The 20872-nt window shown below is 72.2% G+C and carries 15 protein-coding genes; 4 read left to right on the top strand and 11 right to left on the bottom strand.

The genetic code is table 11. The annotated features are described in order from the left end of the window. Positions 1-8 precede the first annotated feature (8 nt). Positions 9-1742: a thiamine pyrophosphate-binding protein gene (locus tag CHC05_RS18855; protein WP_089250601.1), complete on the bottom strand. Its 1734-nt coding sequence runs from the start codon at positions 1740-1742 to the stop codon at positions 9-11. Then, positions 1739-3190: an aldehyde dehydrogenase family protein gene (locus CHC05_RS18860; RefSeq protein ID WP_089250603.1), complete on the bottom strand. Its 1452-nt coding sequence runs from the start codon at positions 3188-3190 to the stop codon at positions 1739-1741. The genes CHC05_RS18855 and CHC05_RS18860 overlap by 4 nt, the downstream gene beginning before the upstream one ends. A 159-nt stretch (positions 3191-3349) precedes the next feature. Here CHC05_RS18860 and CHC05_RS18865 point away from each other — a divergent pair, with 159 nt between their 5' ends. From CHC05_RS18865 to CHC05_RS18880, 4 genes are all read left to right on the top strand, one after another. After that, the gene (locus CHC05_RS18865) at positions 3350-4501 is read left to right on the top strand and encodes a CaiB/BaiF CoA transferase family protein (RefSeq protein ID WP_089250605.1); all 1152 of its coding nucleotides are present in this window, start codon (positions 3350-3352) and stop codon (positions 4499-4501) included. Beyond that, positions 4498-5286 (top strand): citryl-CoA lyase, encoded by a 789-nt coding sequence (locus CHC05_RS18870; RefSeq protein ID WP_089250607.1) that lies wholly within the window; start codon positions 4498-4500, stop codon positions 5284-5286. Before CHC05_RS18865 ends, CHC05_RS18870 begins: the two co-directional genes overlap by 4 nt. A 9-nt stretch (positions 5287-5295) precedes the next feature. Continuing rightward, positions 5296-6276: a ThuA domain-containing protein gene (locus CHC05_RS18875; protein WP_089250609.1), complete on the top strand. Its 981-nt coding sequence runs from the start codon at positions 5296-5298 to the stop codon at positions 6274-6276. A 107-nt stretch (positions 6277-6383) separates the two neighbouring features. Then, on the top strand, positions 6384-7598 hold the full coding sequence (locus CHC05_RS18880) for an EAL domain-containing protein (protein ID WP_089250611.1): 1215 nt from the start codon (positions 6384-6386) through the stop codon (positions 7596-7598). A 63-nt stretch (positions 7599-7661) separates the two neighbouring features. On the opposite strand, the gene CHC05_RS18885 is transcribed toward CHC05_RS18880, so the two are convergent. From CHC05_RS18885 to CHC05_RS18925, 9 genes are read right to left on the bottom strand one after another with little or no spacing between them, the layout of a single operon-like run. Further along, positions 7662-7874 carry an iron chaperone gene (locus CHC05_RS18885; protein WP_089250613.1) on the bottom strand — a complete coding sequence of 71 codons (213 nt, stop codon included), beginning with the start codon at positions 7872-7874 and terminating at the stop codon, positions 7662-7664. A gap of 37 nt (positions 7875-7911) precedes the next feature. Then, on the bottom strand, positions 7912-9606 hold the full coding sequence (locus CHC05_RS18890; RefSeq protein WP_089250615.1) for an NAD(P)/FAD-dependent oxidoreductase: 1695 nt from the start codon (positions 9604-9606) through the stop codon (positions 7912-7914). A 31-nt stretch (positions 9607-9637) separates the two neighbouring features. Further along, positions 9638-10411, bottom strand: a complete 774-nt coding sequence (locus CHC05_RS18895; RefSeq protein ID WP_089250617.1) for an ABC transporter permease — start codon at positions 10409-10411, stop codon at positions 9638-9640. Then, entirely contained in the window at positions 10408-11397 is a 990-nt protein-coding gene (locus CHC05_RS18900) for an ATP-binding cassette domain-containing protein (protein ID WP_089250619.1), read from the bottom strand. Before CHC05_RS18900 ends, CHC05_RS18895 begins: the two co-directional genes overlap by 4 nt. Further along, complete coding sequence (locus CHC05_RS18905) at positions 11394-12152, bottom strand: thioesterase II family protein (protein ID WP_089250621.1); 759 nt, start codon at positions 12150-12152, stop codon at positions 11394-11396. The genes CHC05_RS18900 and CHC05_RS18905 overlap by 4 nt, the downstream gene beginning before the upstream one ends. After that, on the bottom strand, positions 12149-12358 hold the full coding sequence (locus tag CHC05_RS18910) for an MbtH family protein (protein WP_089250623.1): 210 nt from the start codon (positions 12356-12358) through the stop codon (positions 12149-12151). The genes CHC05_RS18905 and CHC05_RS18910 overlap by 4 nt, the downstream gene beginning before the upstream one ends. Beyond that, positions 12359-14527, bottom strand: coding sequence for a lantibiotic dehydratase (locus CHC05_RS18915; protein WP_179266259.1), 2169 nt, complete (start codon positions 14525-14527; stop codon positions 12359-12361). Beyond that, positions 14524-15519, bottom strand: a complete 996-nt coding sequence (locus CHC05_RS18920; protein ID WP_089250627.1) for an LLM class flavin-dependent oxidoreductase — start codon at positions 15517-15519, stop codon at positions 14524-14526. Before CHC05_RS18920 ends, CHC05_RS18915 begins: the two co-directional genes overlap by 4 nt. Continuing rightward, positions 15512-20866 (bottom strand): type I polyketide synthase, encoded by a 5355-nt coding sequence (locus CHC05_RS18925; protein WP_179266260.1) that lies wholly within the window; start codon positions 20864-20866, stop codon positions 15512-15514. The genes CHC05_RS18920 and CHC05_RS18925 overlap by 8 nt, the downstream gene beginning before the upstream one ends. Positions 20867-20872: the final 6 nt, after the last annotated feature.

Below are 20872 nucleotides of genomic sequence, written 5' to 3' on the forward strand. Positions count from 1 at the left end.
TCGGCGTCCTACTCGAATACGCCCTGGTAGATGTCCTTGATGTTCCAGTGACCGGGGGTCGGCACCGGTTCGTTGACCATGGGTACGTCCAGCACGGCCGGCCGGCGGGCGGCCAGGGCGGCGCGCAACGCCTCCCCGAAGCCGGCGGCGCTGTCGACGGAGTAGCCGTCGGCGCCGCAGGCCCGGCCGTAGGCGGCGAAGTCGGGGCTGTAGGGCTGGCCGTCCGGCCCGGCGAAGTCGCAGCCGAAGCTGCGCCCGAAGTTGGCCGCCTGCAGGTCGGAGATGGTGCCGTGGGACCGGTTGTTCATGACCACGAACAGCACCGGGGCGTTCTGCTCGACCGCCATCGGGACGGCCGGCAGCTGCGCGCCCATGCCGCCGTCACCGATCAGCGCGACCACGGTGCGGTCGGGCTGGGCGATCTGCACGCCGACGGCGGCGGCGGGGCCGAAGCCCATCGTGGACGCGCCTCCCGGCGTGATGAACCGGCCGTCGTCGGGCAGCTCGTAGCACTGCGCGACGCCGTTCTTGTTCCAGCCGACGTCCGTGACCAGCACGGCGTCGGGCGGCAGGATCGCCCGCAGGTCGGTCAGGATCCGCTCCGGGCGCAGCGGGAACTGTTCGCTGGCACCCCGTTCGCGGCTCTCCGTGAACAGGGTGCGGCGGGTGGCGCCGATGGTCTCGCGCAGGCCCGGACGCCGCGTCGGCGCGGGTTGCCGCTCCACGACGGCGCGCTCGATGGCCTGGACGGCGTCCGCGACGTCGGCGACCGCACCGACAGTGACGGGGAAGTTGCGGCCGATCTCGGCCGGGTCGATGTCGATCTGGACGAGCCGGGCGGGCGGGAACTGCCACGTGTAGCGGCGGTCCCAGGAGCTGGCGTCGGTCTCGGCGAAGCGGGTGGCCAGAGCCAGCACCACGTCGGCCTCGCGGGTGTAGCGGTTGGTCAGCTCCAGCCCCCAGAACCCGGGCATGCCGAGCAGCAGCGGGTGGCTGTCGGGCAGCGTGCCCTTGGCCATCAGGGAATGGGCGACGGGAATGTCGAGGTGTTCGACGAGCCGGCGCAGCGCGTCCAGGCCCGGCCCGCGGCGCAGGCCGCCGCCGAGGTAGACCAGCGGGCGCTGCCCGCCGATCAGCAGGTCGGCGATCCGCCCGGCGACGTCGGCCGGCAGCCCCGGGCGTTCCGGCACCGCCAGCGGGTACGCCGCCGCCGGCACCGGCCGGGAGAAGTGGTCCATCGGGACGCTGAGCAGGACGGCACCCGGACGGCCGGCCGTCGCGGTCCAGAACGCGCGCTCGGTGTAGCGTGCGAGGTCCTCGGCGCGGTGCACCTGCCACGCCCGCTTGACGAACGGGCGGTAGATCGCGGTCTGGTCGGCGTCGGCGTGGAGGTTGACCTCCTGGTGCGGGTGCCGTCCGTGGTAGTAGGACGGGATGTCGCCCGCGATAACGACCAGCGGGACGGAGTCCATGGCGGCGGTCAGCACGCCCGTCACGGCGTTCGTCAGCCCGGGCCCGACGTGCACCAGCAACACGCCGGGCCGGCCGGTCGCGCGGGCGTAGCCGTCGGCGGCGTGCGCCGCCGCCTGCTCGTGCCGGGCGATGACGAACCTGATCCGGCTGCGCCCCATCGCGTCCAGCAGCGCGATGTTCGTGTGTCCACAAAGGCCGAAGACCGTGTCCACGCCGTACGACTCGAGTTGCGCGACCATCGCCTCCGCGGCGGTCTGGTCGAGGCTCATGCGATGCCTTCCTGGTCGCCGAAGAGGGACATGCCGCGCAGCAGCAGCGTCTTGACGCTCGTGTAGTCGTCGATCATCCAGCGGGGCGACTCCCGGCCGAACCCGGAGTCCTTGACGCCGCCGAAGGGCACGTGGTCGAGCCGGAAGTTCGACGAGCCGTTGACCACCAGGCCGCCGACCTCCAGCTCGCGCCAGGCCGTCAGGATCCGGCGGACGTCGTACGTGAACAGGCCGGCCTGCAGGCCGTAGCGGCTGTCGTTGCACACCGCGAGCACGTCGTCGAAGTCGTCGTAGGGCAGGACGCTGACGGCCGCGCCGAACACCTCGTCGCGCACCAGCCGGGCGTCGGGCGGCGGTGCCGCCACCACGGTCGGCAGCACGGTCGCGCCGTCGCGCCGCCCGCCGGTGGTGATGGTCGCGCCGGCGGCCGCCGCCTCCCGTGCCCACGCCACCACGCGCTCGGCCGCGTCGTCGTCGACCATCGACCCGACGTCGGTGCCGGGCGCGAGCGGGTCGCCGACGCTGAGCCGCTCCACCTCGCGGGTGAACGCCTCGACGAACTGGTCGTAGCGGGCCCGTTCGACGTAGACGCGCTGCACGGAGATGCAGCTCTGACCGGAGTTGCTGTAGCCGGTGGCCGCGCAGAGGCGGGCGGCGGCCGCGATGTCGGCGTCGCCGCAGACGATCGTCGCGGCGTTGCCGCCCAGCTCCAGCACGAGCCGCTTCGCCCCGGCCGCGCGGGCCACGGCCGCGCCCGTGGCGGCGCTGCCGGTGAAGCTGACGACGCCGACCTCCGGAGCGGCGCACAGGGCGGCGCCCACGTCGCCGCCACCGTGCAGCACCTGCACCGCCTCCGGCGGCAGGCCGCAGTCGAGCAGCAGCGCCACCACGGCGGCGGAGGCGGCCGGGGCTTGCAGCGGCGGCTTGACCAGGGTCGTGTTGCCGGCCGCGAAGGACGCGGCGAGCTTGTGCGCGAGCAGGTTCGCCGGAGCGTTGAACGGGGTGATCGACAGCGCGACGCCGACCGGCGCGCGGTGCGTCAGCGCGGTGTTGCCGACGCCGCGGGCCCAGCCGGCGACCGGCAGCACCTCGCCGCCGATGCGCCGGGCCTCGGCACCGGCGACCGCGAACGTGTCGGCCACCCGGTCGATCTCGCCGCGGCCGTCCTTGACGGGCTTGCCGAGCTCCAGCGCCAGCAGGCGGGCCAGCTCGTCGCGGCGCCCGTGCACAGCGTCGGCGGCGCGTTCGAGCACCGCGGCACGGGCCGCCGGCGACATCCGGGCGACCGCCTTGGCACCGCGTCTCGCGTACGCCAGGGCGTCCCGGACGTCGTCGTCGCCGGCCTGCGTCGCCGTGCTGACGACGGTGCGCGTCCACGGGCCGACGCGGTCAGCGGTCGGCCCGCCGGTGCGCCACTGTCCAGCCACGAGACACCCGACCGGCTCCATCCCGCTCCTCAGGTCGTACCACCAAGCGGCCCTTCTGGACCGTCCTGCGGACTACGTGTAACGTACGGGCGGCGGGGGTCCCTGGCAATAGCCGGTTCTGAATCCAATACGGCGACCGGCTTTCGGGCGCAAACCTCGTCGACGACCGAGAGGCGACGCATGGATGATCGACCGCTGCGTGGAATCCGGATCCTGGACCTGACAAACGTGCTGGCCGGCCCGTACTGCAGCTACCACCTGATGCTGCTGGGTGCCGAGGTCGTCAAGGTCGAGAAGCCGGGCCACGGCGACCTGGCGCGCAACCTCGGCCCCGACCCCAGCCTCAACGAGGCCGGCATCGGCGCCTCGTTCCTCGCGCAGAACGCGGGGAAGAAGTCGGTCGAGCTCGACCTGAAGGTCCCGGGCGACCGGGCGGCCTTCGAGGACCTGCTGCGGGAGTCGGACGTGCTGCTCGAGAACTTCCGGGCCGGCGTGCTCGCCCGCATCGGCTACGGGTGGGACGTCCTGCGCGAGCTGAACCCGCGCCTGGTCTACTGCGCGATCTCCGGCTTCGGCCAGACCGGTCCGATGAGCCAGGCGCCGGCGTACGACCAGATCATCCAGGGTCTGTCCGGGATGATGAGCATCACCGGCACGCCGGACACCGCACCGCTGCGGGTCGGGTTCCCCGTCTCCGACTCGGTCGGCGGGTTGGTCGCGGCGATGGCCATCTGCGCCGCCCTCGCGGGGCGGGCTCGCACGGGCGCGGGCGTGTTCCTCGACGTGTCCATGTTGGAGGCATCGCTGTCGGCGATGGGCTGGGCGGCGTCCAACTATCTGGTCAGCGGCATCGCGCCCGAGCCGATGGGTGACCAGAACGCGACCGCCGCGCCGTCGGGAACCTTCGACACCGCGGCCGGCCCGCTCAACATCGCCGCCAACCGGCAGGAGCAGTTCGAGATCCTGTGCCGCCTGGTCGACCGGGCGGACCTGGTCACCGACCCCCGGTTCGTCGACCGCGAGGCCCGCAAGGCGCACCGGGCCGCCCTGAACCAGGAGCTGACCGCGGCGCTGCGGCGGCGGACCGCGGTGGAGTGGGAAGAGCTGCTCTCGGGCGCCGGGGTGCCGGCGGCCCGGGTGCTGACCGTCCCGCAGGCCGTGGAGCTGGAGCAGTTGCGGGTCCGCGGCTTCTTCACCGAGCTGCCGTTCCCGGGACATCCGGAGCGCACGCTACGGGTCAGCGGCAACGGCGTGCTGGTCAACGGCGCGCCGCTGCGCCCGACGGCACCGCCGCCGCTGCTGGGCGAGCACAACCCGGTGCCGACGCGATGAGCGAGCCGACCGTCCAGGACGTCGCCGACTGGTGGGCCACGGCCGTGTCGCGGGTCGAGCCCGACGTCATCGAGCTGCGCGGGCGGCCCATCCAGGAGCTGATCGGCACGACGAGCTTCGTCGGCGTCATCTGGCTGCTGCTGCGCGGCGCACTGCCGACGGACGGGCAGCAGCGGCTCCTCGAAGCCGCCCTGGTCAGCTCGGTGGACCACGGCCCGCACGCCCCGTCGATCGCGATCGCCCGCATGGCGGTCACCTGTGGCATCGGGCTCAACGGCGCGATCGCCAGCGGGGTCAACACCTTGGGCGACGTGCACGGCGGCGCGGGCGAGCAGTGCATGGAGCTGCTCGCCGAGGTGCACCGGCGCGGGCCGGACCTCGACGCCGCCACCGCGGCGGTCGTCGCGGAGTGGCGGGACCGGGTCCGGTACCTGCCCGGCTTCGGACATCGGTTCCACCGCGTCGACCCCCGCCGGGACCCATTGCTGGGCCTCGTCCGGGAGTCGGTCTCCGCCGGCGTCGTCGACGGCGCGTACCTGCGCGCCGCCGAGGCGGTCGAGCGGAACCTGGCCGCCGGCCGAACCCGGCCGGTGCCGATCAATGTGGACGGACTGACCGCGGTCGTCTACGGCGAGCTGGGCTTCGCCCCGCCGCTGGCCCGCGGGCTGTTCGTCCTGAGCCGCAGCGTCGGCATCCTCGCCCACGCCTGGGAGGAGGCCGGCCAGGGGCGGCGCAACAAAGGCCCGATGCCACCGTCGGTCCTGCCGAAGTTCCTGACGACCTAGGAGCAGCCCATGCCCGTACGGCGTAACACGGTGTTCGCCGCGGCCCTCGGCGCCACGCTGACCGCCGCCGTTCTGCTCGCCGGCACGTCCCTGCCCAGCTCGGCCGACCGTTCCGCGCCCCGGCCGAAGGACAGCGGCGCGCAGCACCTCGGCGATCCCGACTACGGGGTCTGCCGCGGCACCGATCCCGAGTGCTACCACGACTGGGGCAACTTCGACCCGGCCAACGACGGCTACCGCATCCTGGTCTACAGCCGCACGGCCGGTCCCCGGCACGCCCACCTCGGCCCGGCGCTGCCGCCCGGCCTCAACCCGCCCCTGACCGCCGCCCACGCGGCGCAGAGCGCCCTGGTGAAACTGGGGGCAGACAACGGTTTCGCCGTCGACTGGACCGAGGACGTCACCCAGCTCTCGTCGCCGTCGCGGCTGTTCCGCTACAACGCGGTCGTCTTCATGAGCACGACCCGCGACACCCTCGACGACCCGGCGCAGACGGCACTGCGCCAGTACATCCGCGGGGGAGGTGGTTTCGTCGGCATCCACAACGCGTTCGGCACCGAGTACAACTGGGAGTGGTACGAGGGCCTGCTCGGCGGTGCGAACTACTACGACCACGGCCGCAACCAGCCGGGCGTCGTGGAGACGGTGAACCGCCGCGACGCCTCGACGGCCGGCCTGCCGGCCCGCTGGGAGTTCGCCGACGAGTGGTACAACCTGGTGCCGTTCCCGAGCCGGGTGCGGGTGCTGGCCAAGGTCGACGAGGCGACGCTGCCCGACGGCGCGCGCGGCGGCAGCGGCCATCCGGGCCACGGGCGGGACCATCCGGTGTCCTGGTGCCAGTACTACGACGGCGGTCGCTCCTGGGTGACCACGCTGGGCCACGCTGTCGAGGCCTGGACCGACACACCGATGCCGGGCGACGAGCACTTCACCCGGCACGTGCTGGGCGGCATCGAGTCCGCGATGGGACGCCGTCCGTTCTGCCGCTGACCGCCGCGCCTTCCTTGCCCACCGGGCAAAGGCTCCAGAAGCAGTCCGCCGACCCCGATCGCCCGCGTACCGTGGCCGGGTAACGGTCTGGTAGTTCGGGGTCGGCGATGCGGAAGACGGTTCGCGGTCTTGACGAGTTCGACGCTGTCCTGGCCGATGGGCTGGTCGAGCCGGTGTTCCAGCCCATCGTCGCGCTCGCCGACGGACGTCCGGTGGGGTTCGAAGCATTGTCGCGAGGGCCGAAAGGGGACCTCCACGAGGCCTCGGCCCTCTTCGCGGCCGCGGCCGAAGCCGGGCGGGGACCCGAGCTGGACCGGATGTGCGTACGCATCGCTGCCGAGTCCTTTCGGGCCTCCGACATTTCTGATCTTGCCTTGTTCGTCAACATCAACCCGGAGACGCTGGCCTTCGGACTACCCGGTGACCTGACCCGCTCGTACGCGGAGCTCGCACAGGGACGCGACGTCGTCATCGAGGTGACGGAGCAGTCCGTGATGCGCCAACCCTCCCAACTGCTGAAGGCCGTGCGCGACTCCCGGCTGTTGAACGTGTGGATCGCTCTCGACGACGTCGGCGTGGAGCCGGCCGGGGTGGCCGCCATGCCCCTGGTCAACCCGGACATCGTCAAGCTCGACCGGTCCGTCGTCCACACAGCCGCACCGTCACACATCGTCGACGCGGTCCTCGAGGAGGCGCGCGGCCAAGGCACACAGGTGCTCGCCGAAGGCATCGAACGACCGGAACACGTGGCGGTGGCGCGCTCGTTGGGTGCCACCCTCGGACAGGGCTGGCTCTTCGGGCGTCCAGGACCGTTGCCGCGTCACGTCCAGCGGTCGACGCAACCGCTGACCCGCGTCGGATCCCGCGCGATGTCGACCACCACCCCGTTCGAACTGCTCTCGATGATCTCCGAGGTACGAGCTGTGTCAACGGCACAGTTCGCGGGGCGGGCCGCACAGGTCGAGAGTCACGCGGCCCAGGCCGGAGGGCCGGGCGTCTTCGCCGTCAACGTCGGAGACGACACCTACGGCGAGGCGCACCGCCGCTACGACTACCTGACCTCGCACGACCTCGACGTGGTGTGTTTCGGCGGCCGCCTGCCGGTCCACGTCGCCGGTCGCTTCCGCTGTGTCCCGGTGGCCGACACGGACCCGCTACGCCGCGAGCGCGGCGTCCTGTTCGTCGGCGTCCGCGACGGCAGCGGCGTCGTCGCGCGCCGCGCCGCCCACCTCGGAGACGGCAGCGTGCACACGGTCGTCAGCGACCAGGCCGACCACGTCATCAAAGCCATGCTGACGCTCATCCCGCGATACACCGCATAAGACGCGCGTGTCAGTGCCTGTCGGCGTCGATATCCCGCTCGTGGTTGCGAACGAGTGTCTCGATCAGCTGGTCGGACAACGGATGTGCTTCTTCGACGCGGTGAAATAAACGAGTGCCCGCTTCTTGTATTTCAGGGCCGGCATGCCGTAGTAAATGGCTTCTTCGGCGTCGGGCACGAGCCTCTTGACCAGTGCGCGGATCCGTTCGAGTTCCGCACGCCGCGGTGCATCGACGTCTCTGAGATATTCGTCAATGGTCTTCGGCTTGCTAGTCATGGCTCGCACGCTACACGTTTCAAGCACCAGAACCCGTTCAGGCTGACCGGCCCTTGGGGCGTCCACCTGGTTGCCGGTGTTCCTCCGCGAACAGGTCGTGCAGGAGTTGGATGGCTACCGAGCCTTCGCCGACGGCTGAGGCGACTCGTTTGACCGAGCCGTGGCGGATGTCGCCGGCGGCGAACACCGCCGGCATGCTGGTCTCCAGGAACATCCGGGTGCGGTTCAGTGGCCACGGATGGGCGTCGGTCACGTTCTGTCCAGTTCGGACGAAGCCTCGGTCGTCGCGCTCGATCTCCGGCGGTAGCCAGTCCGTCGACGGCTTCGCGCCGATCATCAGGAACAGGCCGGCGGCTTCGACGGTCTCCTGTGTGCCCTTCGCGTTGTCCCGCAGGACGAGGTGGTCCAGTGCTCCGTCGCCGCCTCCGCCGACGACTTCGGTGCGCAGGCGGACCGAGACGTTCGGCGTCGCTTCGACCTCGCGTACGAGATAGTGCGACATGCCCGCGGTGAGGGAGTCGGCTCGTACGACCAGAGTGACTGTCTTGGCGTAGCGGGACAGGTAGATGGCGGCCTGGCCGGCCGAGTTGGCGCCGCCGAGCACGAAGACGTCGCGGCCCGCCATGGCCGGCGCCTCCGAGGTGGGACCGCCGTAGAAGACGCCGGCGCCGTTGAGGGCTTCGAGCTCCGCGACGCCGATCCTGCGATAGGTGGCTCCCATCGTCAGGAGGACCGCCCGGGCGTGTACGTCGCCGCTGTCGGACAGCGTGACGGCCAGCCGGTCGCCGTCGCGGCGCAGGTTGGTCGCCACCTGCATGAACGCGAAGTTCGCTCCGAAGATCCAGGCCTGGTCGTACGCGCGTTGCGCCAGTCGCCGGCCGCTGACCCCGCGCGGAAACCCGAGGTAGTTGCGGATCATCGAGCTGGAGGTCGCCTGCCCGCCGACCCCGCCCTCGTCGACGACCAACGTGCTGAAGCCCTCCGAGGCGCCGTAGACGGCCGCGGACAGGCCCGCCGGGCCGGCGCCGACGATGAGCAGGTCGTAGTCGATCCGCGCGGGGTTCACCGCTGACCCGGCGGCCAGGGCGATCTCGGCGTTGCTGGGGTTCGTCAGCGCCTTCCCGTTGGGAAAGATGACGACGGGGAGCTGGTCACCACGGCCTTCGAGCAACACCCGACCCTCGTCGGAGTCGGCCAGGCAGAACGAGTGGGGGAGCGCGCAACTGACCAGTGCCTTGCGCAGCTCGTACGCACGCCCGGACCACGACTCGCCGACGATGTGCACCATGTACGGCAGCGTGCGCCGCGCCTCCGCCCAGCCGAGCAGCAGCGCCGAGACCTCCTGGTGGAATGCCTCGTCCGGTGGCGCTGACGGCCTGAGCAGGTAGTGGTCGATGAGGCCACGAGCCATCGATTCGAAGATCAGCTTCCCGATCGAGGGTTTGCCCCAGTCGCCCCACGCGATCACCAGGCCGCGCTTGGCCTGCGGATGCAGCCGGCGCGCCGCCTCCAGCACCGGAATCCCGGTCGTGCTGGAGAGCCGCTGACCCGACAGCACCAGCGCGATCTCCTCACCGGAGACGGCAAGCTCCTCCAGACGGGCGTACGCCTCGTCTGCCGAAGGCAGCGCCACGACGCGGTAGTGCCGCTCGTATCGATCCCGCAACTCCCGCTCGAGATCGAGCAGCGCGGCCAGATCGTCGTCCACCGCGACAAGCACCGGCAAAGTCACAAATCCAGAATATTGTCCTTTCAGCCACTGGTCAGGTTGTCCGGCAGTACCGCCGCAGGCCGTGCTGTGCGATCACCACCGAGACCACCGCGAGCGCGGTCAGCAGGCCGAGCCGGAGCACGACCGCGCCGCCGAGCGAGCCGTCGAACCCGGCCCGGCATGCCTCGACCGCCCAGTTCACCGGGTTCACGGCGACCCCGGTGGCGACCCAGTCCGGCACCAGGTTGGCCGGCATGAACGCGGTGGACAGGAACGACAACGGCATCACGATGAAGTTGACCATGGCGATGAGCGATTCCTCGCGGCGCACCAGCATGGCCACGGCGTGCGAGAGCGCGGCGAACGCCGCCGAGATCGCCGACAGCGCCCAGAGCGCCGCCAACGCACCGACGAGTCCGCCGTGGAAGCGGGCGCCGAGCCCGTAGCCGATGGCCAGCAGGATCGCCGTGGGGATCAGTCCGCTGACGACCTGCTGGGCCAGCGGCCCGACGATCAGCGCCGGACGCCGCACCGGCGAGGCCAGCAGGCGGTCCAGCGTGCCGCGTTCCATGTCGCCCAGCAACGTCAGCCCGTTCCAGCTGCTGGCCAGCAACGCGGTCATCACGATCAGGCCCGGGAGGAAGAACTGGGCGTAGTTCTCCTCGGCGAACCCAGGCAGGTCGGTGATGCTGTGGAAGGTCGCGCTGAACAGCAGCAGCCACAGGAACGGCTGGACGAGGTTGATCGCCACGAGCCAGGGCTGCCGCGCGACCTGGAGTAGGTGACGGCGGGCGATGGCGGCCGAGTGACCGATCAGCTCCGTCATGGCAGACCTCCGATGGTCGGCCCGACGGCGGCCGATGCGGTCTCGTACCTGCGTCCCGTGTGTCGCAGGTAAACGTCGTCCAGCGATGGCCGTGCCACCGTCACGGAGACGACGGCGATCCCCGCGCGGGCGAGGCTGTCCAGCACCACGGGCACGGCGGCGCCGCCGTCGTCGGCCCGCGCGTGCAGCCTGGTGCCGTCGACGGTGATCTCGCTGACGCCGCCCAGGCCGGACAGGGCGTCGCCGACGACGCCGTCGCGCGGCGCACGGGTCAGCTCGATGCGCAGGGTGTCGCCCCGCAACTGCTGCTTGAGCTGCTCCGGCGAGCCCGTCGTGACGATCCGTCCCCGGTCGATGATGGCCACCTGGTTGGCCAGCTCGTCGGCCTCCTCCAGATAATGGGTGGTGAGCAGGATGGTCAACCCGTCCCGCCGCACCAGGTCGGCCAGGTCGGCCCAGAGCCGCTGGCGGATGTCCGGATCGAGCCCGGTCGTCGGCTCGTCGAGGAACAGGATGCGCGGCCGGTGCACGATTCCCATGGCGATGTCGATCCGGCGCTTCATGCCACCGGAGCACGTCCCGGCCTGGACGGCGGCGACCTCGGCCAGTCCCAGCCGCGCCAGCACGTCGTCCGTGCGGCCGGCCAGCTCCCGGGAGCGCAACCCGTACATGCGGCCCTGGAGCATGACGTTCTCCCGCACCGTGGCGGTGGGGACGGCGCTGAGTTTCTGGCCGACGAGGCCGATCCGGCGGCGGACCTCGCGCGGGGTGCGGGTCACGTCGTAGCCGGCCACCAGCGCCTCGCCGGCATCCGGCCGGGACAGCGTCGACAGGATCCGGACGGCCGTGGACTTGCCCGCGCCGTTCGGGCCGAGGAGCCCGAAGAGTGTGCCTTCGCGAACGTCGAAGCTGAGGCCGTCCAGGGCGCGGACCCCCGACCGGTAGGTCTTCACCAGGTCGCGGGCGGAGATGATGGGGCCGGTCATGACGCCGCCGCACCGAGCAGCTCCGTGGCGAGCGTCCGCCCGAGCCAGCCGGTGGCCGCGCCGAGGAAGTCGTGACCGCCGGGCAGCATTCGAAGGGTGAACTCACGGCTGGTCTGGTCGCGCCACATCAACAGGTCGCCGAGGTCCACCGTGGTGTCCTCGTTCGCCCCGATCGCGGTGATCGGCAGGTCCAGCCGGGCGCCGGGCTCGTACTCCCACGTCTCGAAGGTCTCGAAGTCCGCCCGTACGCCGGGCTCGAACATGGCGAACAGCGACGCGTCGGCCAGGATCAGCTCCGGGGTCACCCCGGACCGGCGCAGGTAGTCCACGAGCGTGTCGTGGTCCTGGTTGTGCATCCACCGATCCGGCGCGACGACCCGGGGGCCCGGAGACGCCACGGCGATCAGCCGCACCGGCGGGCGGCCGCGGTCGACCAGTTCGCTGGCCACCGCGTACGCGCTGATGGCTCCGGAGCAGTAGCCGAGCAGGGCCACCGGCAGGTCGTCCAGCTGCTCCAAACCCTGGACGATCTCGGCCACGATCTCGTCCATCCGGTGCAGCGCCGGCTCGCGGCGGCGGGACTCGCGGCCGGGCAGCCGCACGGCGCACAGGTCGACGCGGGGTGGCAGCTCCGGCGACAGCGGCCGGAACGTGGCCGTGCCACCGCCGGCGTGCGGGACGCAGACCAGCCGGACCGCCGCCGACCGCGGCTGGCCCAGGCGGACGATCGCGTTCTGCGACAGGGTGGTGGTCATACCTGTTCGCTCTCCATCTCCCGGCGCAGGCTGAGCGGCCGCATGTCGGTCCAGACCCGCGCGATGTGGTCCAGACACTCTTGCTTGGGCCCCGCCGGACCGGTCGCCGTCCAGCCGTCCGGTGCCGGGCGATCCGCCGGCCAGATGGAGTACTGCTCCTCGTGGTTGACCACCACCTGGTAGGTGCGGTCCTCGTCGTCGAACATTCACTCACCTCTTCGGTACTGTTGCCCGTCCACGCAGACGAGCCGGAACTCGCAGGTGTAGCGCTGACCCACCCCGTCGGTCAGCCACAGGTCCGCTGGCCCGGGAAGCATCTCCGTCACCGTCACGACTCCCTCGGGCGTCCGCTCCCGCGACCGCCGGAGTTTGGCGAACACCGCGTCGACGCCCGCCGCGTCGGCGAGGTCGACGTACATCGGCTTCGGCTCGCCCGGGATGACCCAGAAGGTGTGGTCCGGTAGGCCCGTCGTCGCGGCGACGTCCCGCATCAGCGCCAGCACCTGTTCCAGACGCGCCTGGCGCGGCGCGGCGAACCGGTCCAGCGGCACCGACCACCGCTCCCGGCTCACCACCAGACGGTCGACCCGCACCCGGGGTCGGTGCGACGCCGGTTCGAGCAGGCTGAACCGGTTGAACGCGGCCAGTCCGAGATAGTCGTCGAGGATCTCCACCAGTGGTGTCGCCTCATCCGTCACCGCGGACCTGACCAGGAGTCGGCCGTCCTCGTCATGGACCCGCAACCCGCCGGCGGCCACCGTCCGCGCCCGCCGCGGCGCGTACGACGGCTCCGTCCCGATCCCCAGGTAGGTGTAGCCGGGGGAGTGGTACGCCTCGGGTGGCGAGGTCTGCGAGGTCACGATGCGGTCGCTCATCTGGTAGAGCGGCACCCATCGGTGCGGCATGTCGGTGTCGATCCACCGGCGCAGCGCCGCCTGGTCCGGATGCGCGTCGTAGAAGCTGAGCTGGTCCACCGCGTTGATGCTGGGATGCAGCTCGCCGAGCACCGCCAGATAGCGACCGGCCCGCAGGTCGTCCACCGTGGAGGCGGCGAGCATCACGTCCGGGCTGTGCCAGCGGGCCGAGGGCCAGCCGGGGCCGGCGGCGGGAAACGCCTGCCGGACGGGCCCGGCCAGGTCAGCCGCGGTCAGGTGGACAGCGGTGTCGCCGGTGCCGGGATCGAGCAGTGCGGTCCACCGGCGCCGCAGGTCCGCCACGGCGTCGTCGACCGGACCCGGGACGGTCCCGGCGAGCATCGGCGCCAGTCGCGACAGCAACAGGGTCAGTGGGTAGCCGTCGCGGGCCTGCCGGGGCTCGGCCCGCAGCACGGCCGCAGCCGCGGTCAGGTACCCGGCGGCGACTCGGGTCGTGAACCACCGCGCGCTGTGCAGCAGGAGCTCCAGCGCCGGGCCCAGCTCGGCCAGGACGTCGACGCCGACCTCGGGGCGCGGGTCCCCCACACAGTCCTCGAACGCGACCGTCCGGGCCGCGTAGTACTCGGCCTCGCGCCGGTGGGCCGGCCGCTCGGTGAGCCGGCTGAACGTGTCGTCCAAGGCGGCGAGGGCGGCGGCGAGCGGGGCGGGGTCACCCAGCGCGTCCGCGACGGCCTCGCCCGCGCTGACCAGCGTGCCGAGCTCACCCAGCGCGGCCTCCCGCCGCTGGGTGTCGGCCACCCGGGCGAGCTGTGCGGCGAGCTGCCGTTCGGGCCGGCGGCCCTGGGTGACGTGGAAGCCCTTGGTGAGCAGCCCCATCGCCTGCAGCACGCGGATCTCGGCGACCACCTCCTCGGTCGTCTCCGGGCCGGCGCACTCGGCGGCGAGCTCGCTCACCGTGGCGAAGCCGTCGACCGCGGCGAGGACGCGCTGGCGGACGGGGGAGAGCGTCAGGCGGGAACCGTCGGCGAGGTGGGCGCCGTCCGCATCGAGGGCGACCACCGGGGCGACCGTCGGCACCGCCCAGGGGCGCAGGCCGTGCCGCTCCACCAGCGCGTCCGCGACCGCTTGCAGCGCCCAGATCTCGAAGAAGACCGGTCCGCGGTCGACCGGCTCGACAACGCCGATCTTCGTCGCGTGCTCGGTCCAGGTGCCCCAGGACAGTGGTCCGAAGAAGCCGATCGAGTCGTTCTTGGCGCAGTAGCGGGTCCGGTAGCCGGCGACGGTGCGCTCGACGCGGCGCTCCGGCGGGCGGTCGGCCAGCCGGCGCAGCCGTTCCGCGACAGGCGGGTTCTGCCAGGTGAGCGCTTCCAGGAACAGCGGTTCGTGGGTGATGTCGGGCCGAGCCGCCCAGTCGAACGGCAGGCCGGCCCGCCGAAAGCACAGGGACCGCCAGACCGAGAACTCGCCGGAGCCGATCGCGATCAGGTGCTCGGCGGTCACCGGCGATCCGTTTCCCGGGCCAGGTCCCGCACCAGACTCCAGATGGCGGCGATCCCGTCCGGCGAGTCGCCGGCCGCTCCCGCGGGCGCCACCGCGATCTCGTCGACGCCGGCCGAGCGGTACTCGACCAGCCGTTGGGCGATCTCGTCCGTCCCGAACGCGGACAGCGCCGAGACCATGGCGTCGTCCGGCCGGCCGGCGGCCACGGCGGCGCCGAACCCGCTGCGCTCGAACAGCCGGCGGTACGTCGCCACCCGCAGATAGGAGGAGAGCCGCCGGGCGAACAGCCGCCGGTCGGCCGCCGGGTCCGGGCCGTCGGCCGCCTGCAGCATGGCCACCACCCGGAAGCCGGCCGGTCGGCCACCGCGCCGCTGCCAGCCACGCCGCAGCGCCGGCATGGCCTGCTCGGCCACGTACCGCGGGTCGCACATCCACAGGATCGCGCCGTCGGCCTGCTCACCGGCCAGCTCCAGCATCCGCGGTCCGAAGGCGCCCAGGTAGACCGGCAGGTCGGCGCGTCGGTGCCCGGTGTAGGCCGCCCGGCCGCTGTGCCAGCGACCGTCGACGCTGACCTCACCGTCCTGGATGAGCGAGGTGACGATGGTCAGGTACTCGCGGGTCGCCGGCAGCGCCGGCATGGGTTCACCGCCGACCATCCAGTCGCCGACCCCGCGGTGCCCGAGGCCGAGCCCCAGCACCAACCGCCCGCCGGCGAGCTCGTCGGCGGTCAGCGTGGCCTGCGCCATCACCACCGGCGGTCGGCTGTACATCGGCAGGATCGCGGTGCCGACCGTGACGCGATCCGTCGCCATGGCGATCGCGACCTGCAGGGTGCCCATGTCGAGCTGGTTCGGCAGCTGTGGCAGCCACACGCCGTGCATGCCGTGCTTCTCCGCCGAGGCGGCCATGGCCACGATTCCGCGGGTGGTGCCGGCGGAGCCGTCGACGACCGCGCTCACCGCCAGCCCGGCACCGCTGTCCCGCTCAGCCATCGGCGCGCGGCCCCATCGTCCGCAGGGAATCCTCGGCCTGTTGGTCGGACAGCCCCGACACCTTCTCGACCAGCGCCTGCTCGATGACCGTGGCCAGAGTGCGGACGTCCCGGGCGTCGAACAACGTCGCCGCCGACATCTCCACCGAGAACCACTGGCTGATGCGCGACACGAGCTGGACAGCGAACAGCGAGTTGCCACCGAGGTCGAAGAAGTCGTCGTCGATGCCGACCTGGCCGACGCCGAGCCCTTCGGACCACAGCCGGGTCAGTTCCCGTTCCAGGTCGGACGTCGGCTCCGCGTAGGGAGTGCTGAGGGTCCGGGCCGCTTCCGGGAGGCCGCCGCCCGCGTCGAGCTGCTCGGTCAGGGCCGTCCTGGTGATCCGGCTGGTCCGGTCGATCCGGTTGTCCAGGCCTTCGGGGCACCAGATCACCTGCGGGCCGGCCGCCGCCCCGAGGACGAGCCGTAACGCCTCCTCGCCCTGCTCCGGCCGGACGGCGTCCGGCGCGGCCTCCGCGGGCGTCGTGGCCGCCGCGGTGACCGCCAGGTCGTCGGGCACCCGGACCAGGCTGAACTGGTCGATCGCGATCAGCTCGCGGCCGCTGTCGTCGACGATGCTGATGTCGCTGGTGGTGACCTCGCCCCGGGTGTCGTCCAGGTGCCGGATCACGGCGTGGACCCGCCCCGGCAGCGGAGCCCGGACCGTCACCCGCGCGTAGGTGAACGGCAGGTAGCTGCCTTCGCCGGCGATGGTCTGCCCGATCGCCACACAGCAGTCCAGCACGGCGGGGTGCAGGTAGTAGTCGTCGAGGTCGGCGCGGAACTCCGCCGGCAGGTCGATGGTGACCAGGTCGAGGCCCGGGCCGACCCGCCGTTCCCGGATGCCGGACCAGCGCGGCCCGAACGAGATCAACCCGAACAGGCCGTCGATCACCGGTACGGCGTCCGGTGTCGACTCCGACCGGAGCCGGGCGAGGTCGCGGCGGACGGCTTCGCCAGGTGGCGCCGCACCCACCTGGCAGCGTGCGTACTCGACGCCGTCGCTGCCGCGCATGGTGACGTCGTACCGGCCGTCGCCGCGGTGCCGCAGCTCGAGGAAGGCTCGCAGGCCGGGCACGGCCGTCAGCGGTCGCAGGAACGCGAGCTCCGTCAGCTCCGCCTCCTCGTGCCCGGTGAGCGCGGCGTGCGCCGCCCGGACGAGTTCGACGGTGCCCGTGCCGGGCATCGTCGGGACACCGGAGAAGCGGTGCTCGCCCAGCACCCACAGGGCATGGCCCAGCTCGACCTCGAAACGGGTCAGCTCGGTGTCGTCGACGCGGCCGCGGAGCATGGGATGCGTGGTCGGCGTGCTCGTGGCCGCCTCCGCGGTGCCGCCCCAGGCGACCCGCGCCGCCTCCGCGGTGCCGCCCCAGGCGACCCGCGCCAGCACCGCCGGGGCCTCGACCTCCTGCGCCATTCCGACCTCGGCGAACGGCGGCCAGTTGATCGCCACCGTGTGTCGTCCCTCCGCCCAGCGGGCCTGCGCGAACGCGTCGAGGACGGCGTTGGCGCCGACGTAGTCACCCAGGCCGAAGTCGGCCGACAGCACGGCGATGGAGGAGTACAGCACCATGAGCTCGGGCGCGAACACCCGGTCCAGCAGATAGGTGCCGTGCACCTTGGGCGCCAGCACGGCGTCCGCGTCGGCGCGGGTGCGGGTCTCCAGCATGCCGCCGCCCGCCACCGCGGCCAGGTGGAAGACACCGTGCACCGGGCCGAACGTGCGCAGGATCCGCTCGTGCGCGGCCCGCATCTGCTGCTCGTCGGTGATGTCGGCGGCCAGCACCAGCACCTGCCCGCCGGCCGCCTCGGCCGCCTGCACGCCACGGATCCGTCGCGCGACCGCGGAGTCCGGTGTCTCGGCGAGCACGGTGGGCCACTCGAACCGCTCCGGCAGGCCGGTGCGTCCGATGAGGACGATGCGGGCCGACGCCAGGTGCGCCAGCTGCCGGGCCAGCAGCAACCCGAGGCCGCCGAGGCCGCCGGTGACGACGTAGACGCCACCGTTCCGCAGGCTCGCCGGCACCCCGTCGGGCGCGGCCAGGTCGATCCCCGCGTACGACCAGGCCCACCGCTTGCGGCTCCGGTAGGCGACCTGCTCGCCGGTGCCGGCGCTGATCTCGGCGTACAGCTGCCCCGCCGCCCGGTCCGGTGGACTCGTGGGGTCGATGTCGATGCTCCGGCAGGTGACCGACCGCATCTCCTTGCCGGCCAGCTTCACGACGCCGAGCACGGCGGACTTCGCCGGCTCGATCCGGCCGTCCCCGGCCACGTCCTGCATCCGGGTCGACACCACCACCAGGTCGAGCGGAACACCGGGCATCCGGCGGGCCGCCCCCTGGAGCACCCGCAGCACGCTGTGGAATCCGCGATCGAGCCACGCTCCGGCGTAGTCGGCCTCGCCGATATCGGCCGGCCGATCGCCGGCGAGCAGGGCGTGCACGACCGTGAGCCGGTCCCAGCCACCGGCCGCGAGCTCGGTCATGGCGGCGAACACCTGGTCCTCGGTCTCCGCCGCGACCAGCTTCGCACCGGACCGCTCGGCCAGCTCACCGAGCCGGGTCAGGACCGGGTCACCGGGCTGGGCGAGGGTGATCCAGATGCCGTCGACGGCCTTGGCGGCGGGCGCCGGCGTCTCGTTCCACAGTGGAGTGGTGTACGGCGCGGTGACGCGGATGACGTCCGCTGCCGGTGTGTCGTCCGGGTCGATCCAGTACCGCTCGCGCTGGTAAGGGTATTCGGGCAGCGGCACCAGCCGGCGCGACTCGCCGGCCCAGAATCGCGACCAGTCCACGGGGACGCCTTCGGCCCACGCCCGGCCGACCGCGGCCAGCATCGTCTCGACGTCGGAGTGCTGCTGGCGTGGGTGGCGCATCACCCCGACGGCCACCGCAGCCCGGTCGTGCGCGGTGACGTAGCCCGTCAACGTGCGACCCGGACCCACTTCCAGCAGCGCCCGGTCACCGTCGCCGGTCAGCAGGCGCAGCGTGTCCGAGAACCGCACGCACTCGCGCAGGTGGCCGACCCAGTACCGGGGATCGGTGGCCTCCTCGTCCGCGATCCAGGTGCCGGTGCGGTTGGACACGAACGGGATGGCCGGTGGCCGGGGCGCGGCGGCCCGCACGGCCTCGGCGAACTCATCGAGGATCGGGTCCATCATCCGCGAGTGGAACGCGTGCGACGTGTGCAGCGCCCGGCACGCGATGCCCTGCAGGGTCAGCTCGTCCTCGAGCCGGCGGACGTCCTCGGTCGGGCCTGACACCACGCAGACGCCGGGGGTGTTGACGGCGGCGATGTCGACGGTTCCGTCGAGGTACGGTCGCAGCAGCTCCTCCGACAGCGGGACGGCCATCATCGTCCCGCTCTCCAGCCGCTGCATCAACGCACCGCGCTCGGCCACCAGGCGCAGCGCGTCGTCCCGGGAGAACACCCCCGCGAGGGTGGCCGCGACGTATTCGCCGATGCTGTGTCCGGCCATCGCGGTCGGCTCGACTCCCAGCGCCATCAACGTGCGCGCCAACGCGTACTCGATGGCGAAGAGCATCGGCTGGGCGTGACAGGTCTGTCTCTGGGTGTCGGCGTCCGCCTCGAACAGCAGGTCCAGCAGGTCCAACCCGTGCGACTCCCGCAGCACCGCCGCGCAGGCGTCCAGCTCCGTGCGGAACACGGGGTCCACCGCGTACAGCTCCCGCCCCATGCCGGGGTGCTGCGCACCCTGACCAGGAAACAGGAACGTGGCGGTCCGGCCGGCGGCGGCGGTGAACGACGGCGCGCCGGTGCCGAGTCGCTCGACGGCCGCGCCCTGGTCTCCTGCGACGACGAACCGGCGTACGGGTAGGGCGGCCCGGCCCTTGGTCAGGGTGTGTGCCACATCCGCCAGCACGTGTGCGCCCTCGGCCAGGTGCCGGCTCAGGTCGTCGGTCGCCTGGTCCAGCGCGGCCGAGGTCTGGGCAGACAGGGTCAGCAACTGCGCGGGACGGCGAGCGGCTGCCGGAGCCGGCGCCGGTGGCGCCTGTTCCAGGATGACGTTGGCGTTGGTGCCGCCGATGCCGAAGGAGCTGACCGCCGCGCGCCGCGCGCGACCGTCCTCCTCCCATGTGGACAGTTGCTGGTTGACGTAGAACGGGCTCCGCTCGAAGTCGATCCGTGGGTTGGGCCGGGTGAAGTTGATGACCGGGGCGAGGAGCCCGTCGCGGACCGTGCAGACAGCGTTGATCAGGCCGGTCGCGCCAGCCGCCGCGCCGAGGTGCCCGACGTTGGCCTTCACCGAGGCGATGGCGCAGTAGCCGGTGCGGTCCGTGTGCGCGGCGAACGCGTCGCCGAGCGCGCCGACCTCGATCGGGTCGCCGACCAGCGTGCCGGTGCCGTGCGCCTCGACGTAGCCGATGGTGTCCGGGTCGACGCCGGCGTCCGCCAGCGCGGCGTTCACCACGGCCACCTGACCGCGCCGGCTGGGCGCGAAGAAGCCGTTCTTGTCGTTGCCGTCGTTGTTGACGGCCGAACCGCGGATCACCGCGTGGATGGTGTTGCCGTCGGCGAGGGCGGCGTCCAGCGGCTTGAGGACCAAGGCGGCGCACCCGCTGCCGAACACGGTGCCGCGCGCGTCGGCGTCGAACGGGCGCACGTGACCGTCCGGCGAGAAGATCCCGCCCTCCTTGTACACGTAGCCGTTGACCTCTGGTATCCCGATCTCCACGCCGCCGGCGAGCGCCACCTCGCACTCGCCGGAGCGCAGCGCCCGGACGGCCGAGTGCACCGCCACCAGCGAGGTGGAACAGGCGGTCACCATGCTCACCGCGGGCCCGGTCAGGCCCAGGCGGTACGCCACACCGGTGGCGAGATAGTCCGTGTGGTTGTTGATGATCGCCATCAGGTTGCCGGTGGCACGCATCAACGCCTTGTTGCGATTGACGTTCTGCGCCAGGTAGTCGTTGTCCTTGGCGCCCGCGTACACGCCGATCCGCACGGCCGGGTCGCCGGGCACCACCGCGGCGTGCTGGAGCGCGGCATGGCAGGACTCCAGGAAGACCCGGAACTGCGGATCGAGCAGCTGTGCCTCGCGGGCGTTGAGACCGAACAGCGCCGCGTCGAACTGGTCGATGTTCCCGATGACCGGAGCCGCCGGAACGTAGTCGGGATCGGTGCGGTGGACGTCCTCGACCCCGTTGGCCCGCAGCTCCTCCTCGTCGAAGAAGGAGATTGACTCGACGCCGTCGAGCATGTTGTGCCGAAAGCCGTCGACTGTGGACGATCCCGGGAAACGGCCCGCCATGCCGACGATCGCGATCGGCTGTCCCTGCAGAGGCATGCGGCC

This window comes from Asanoa hainanensis (assembly GCF_900188485.1).
Classification (GTDB): Bacteria; Actinomycetota; Actinomycetes; order Mycobacteriales; family Micromonosporaceae; genus Asanoa; species Asanoa hainanensis.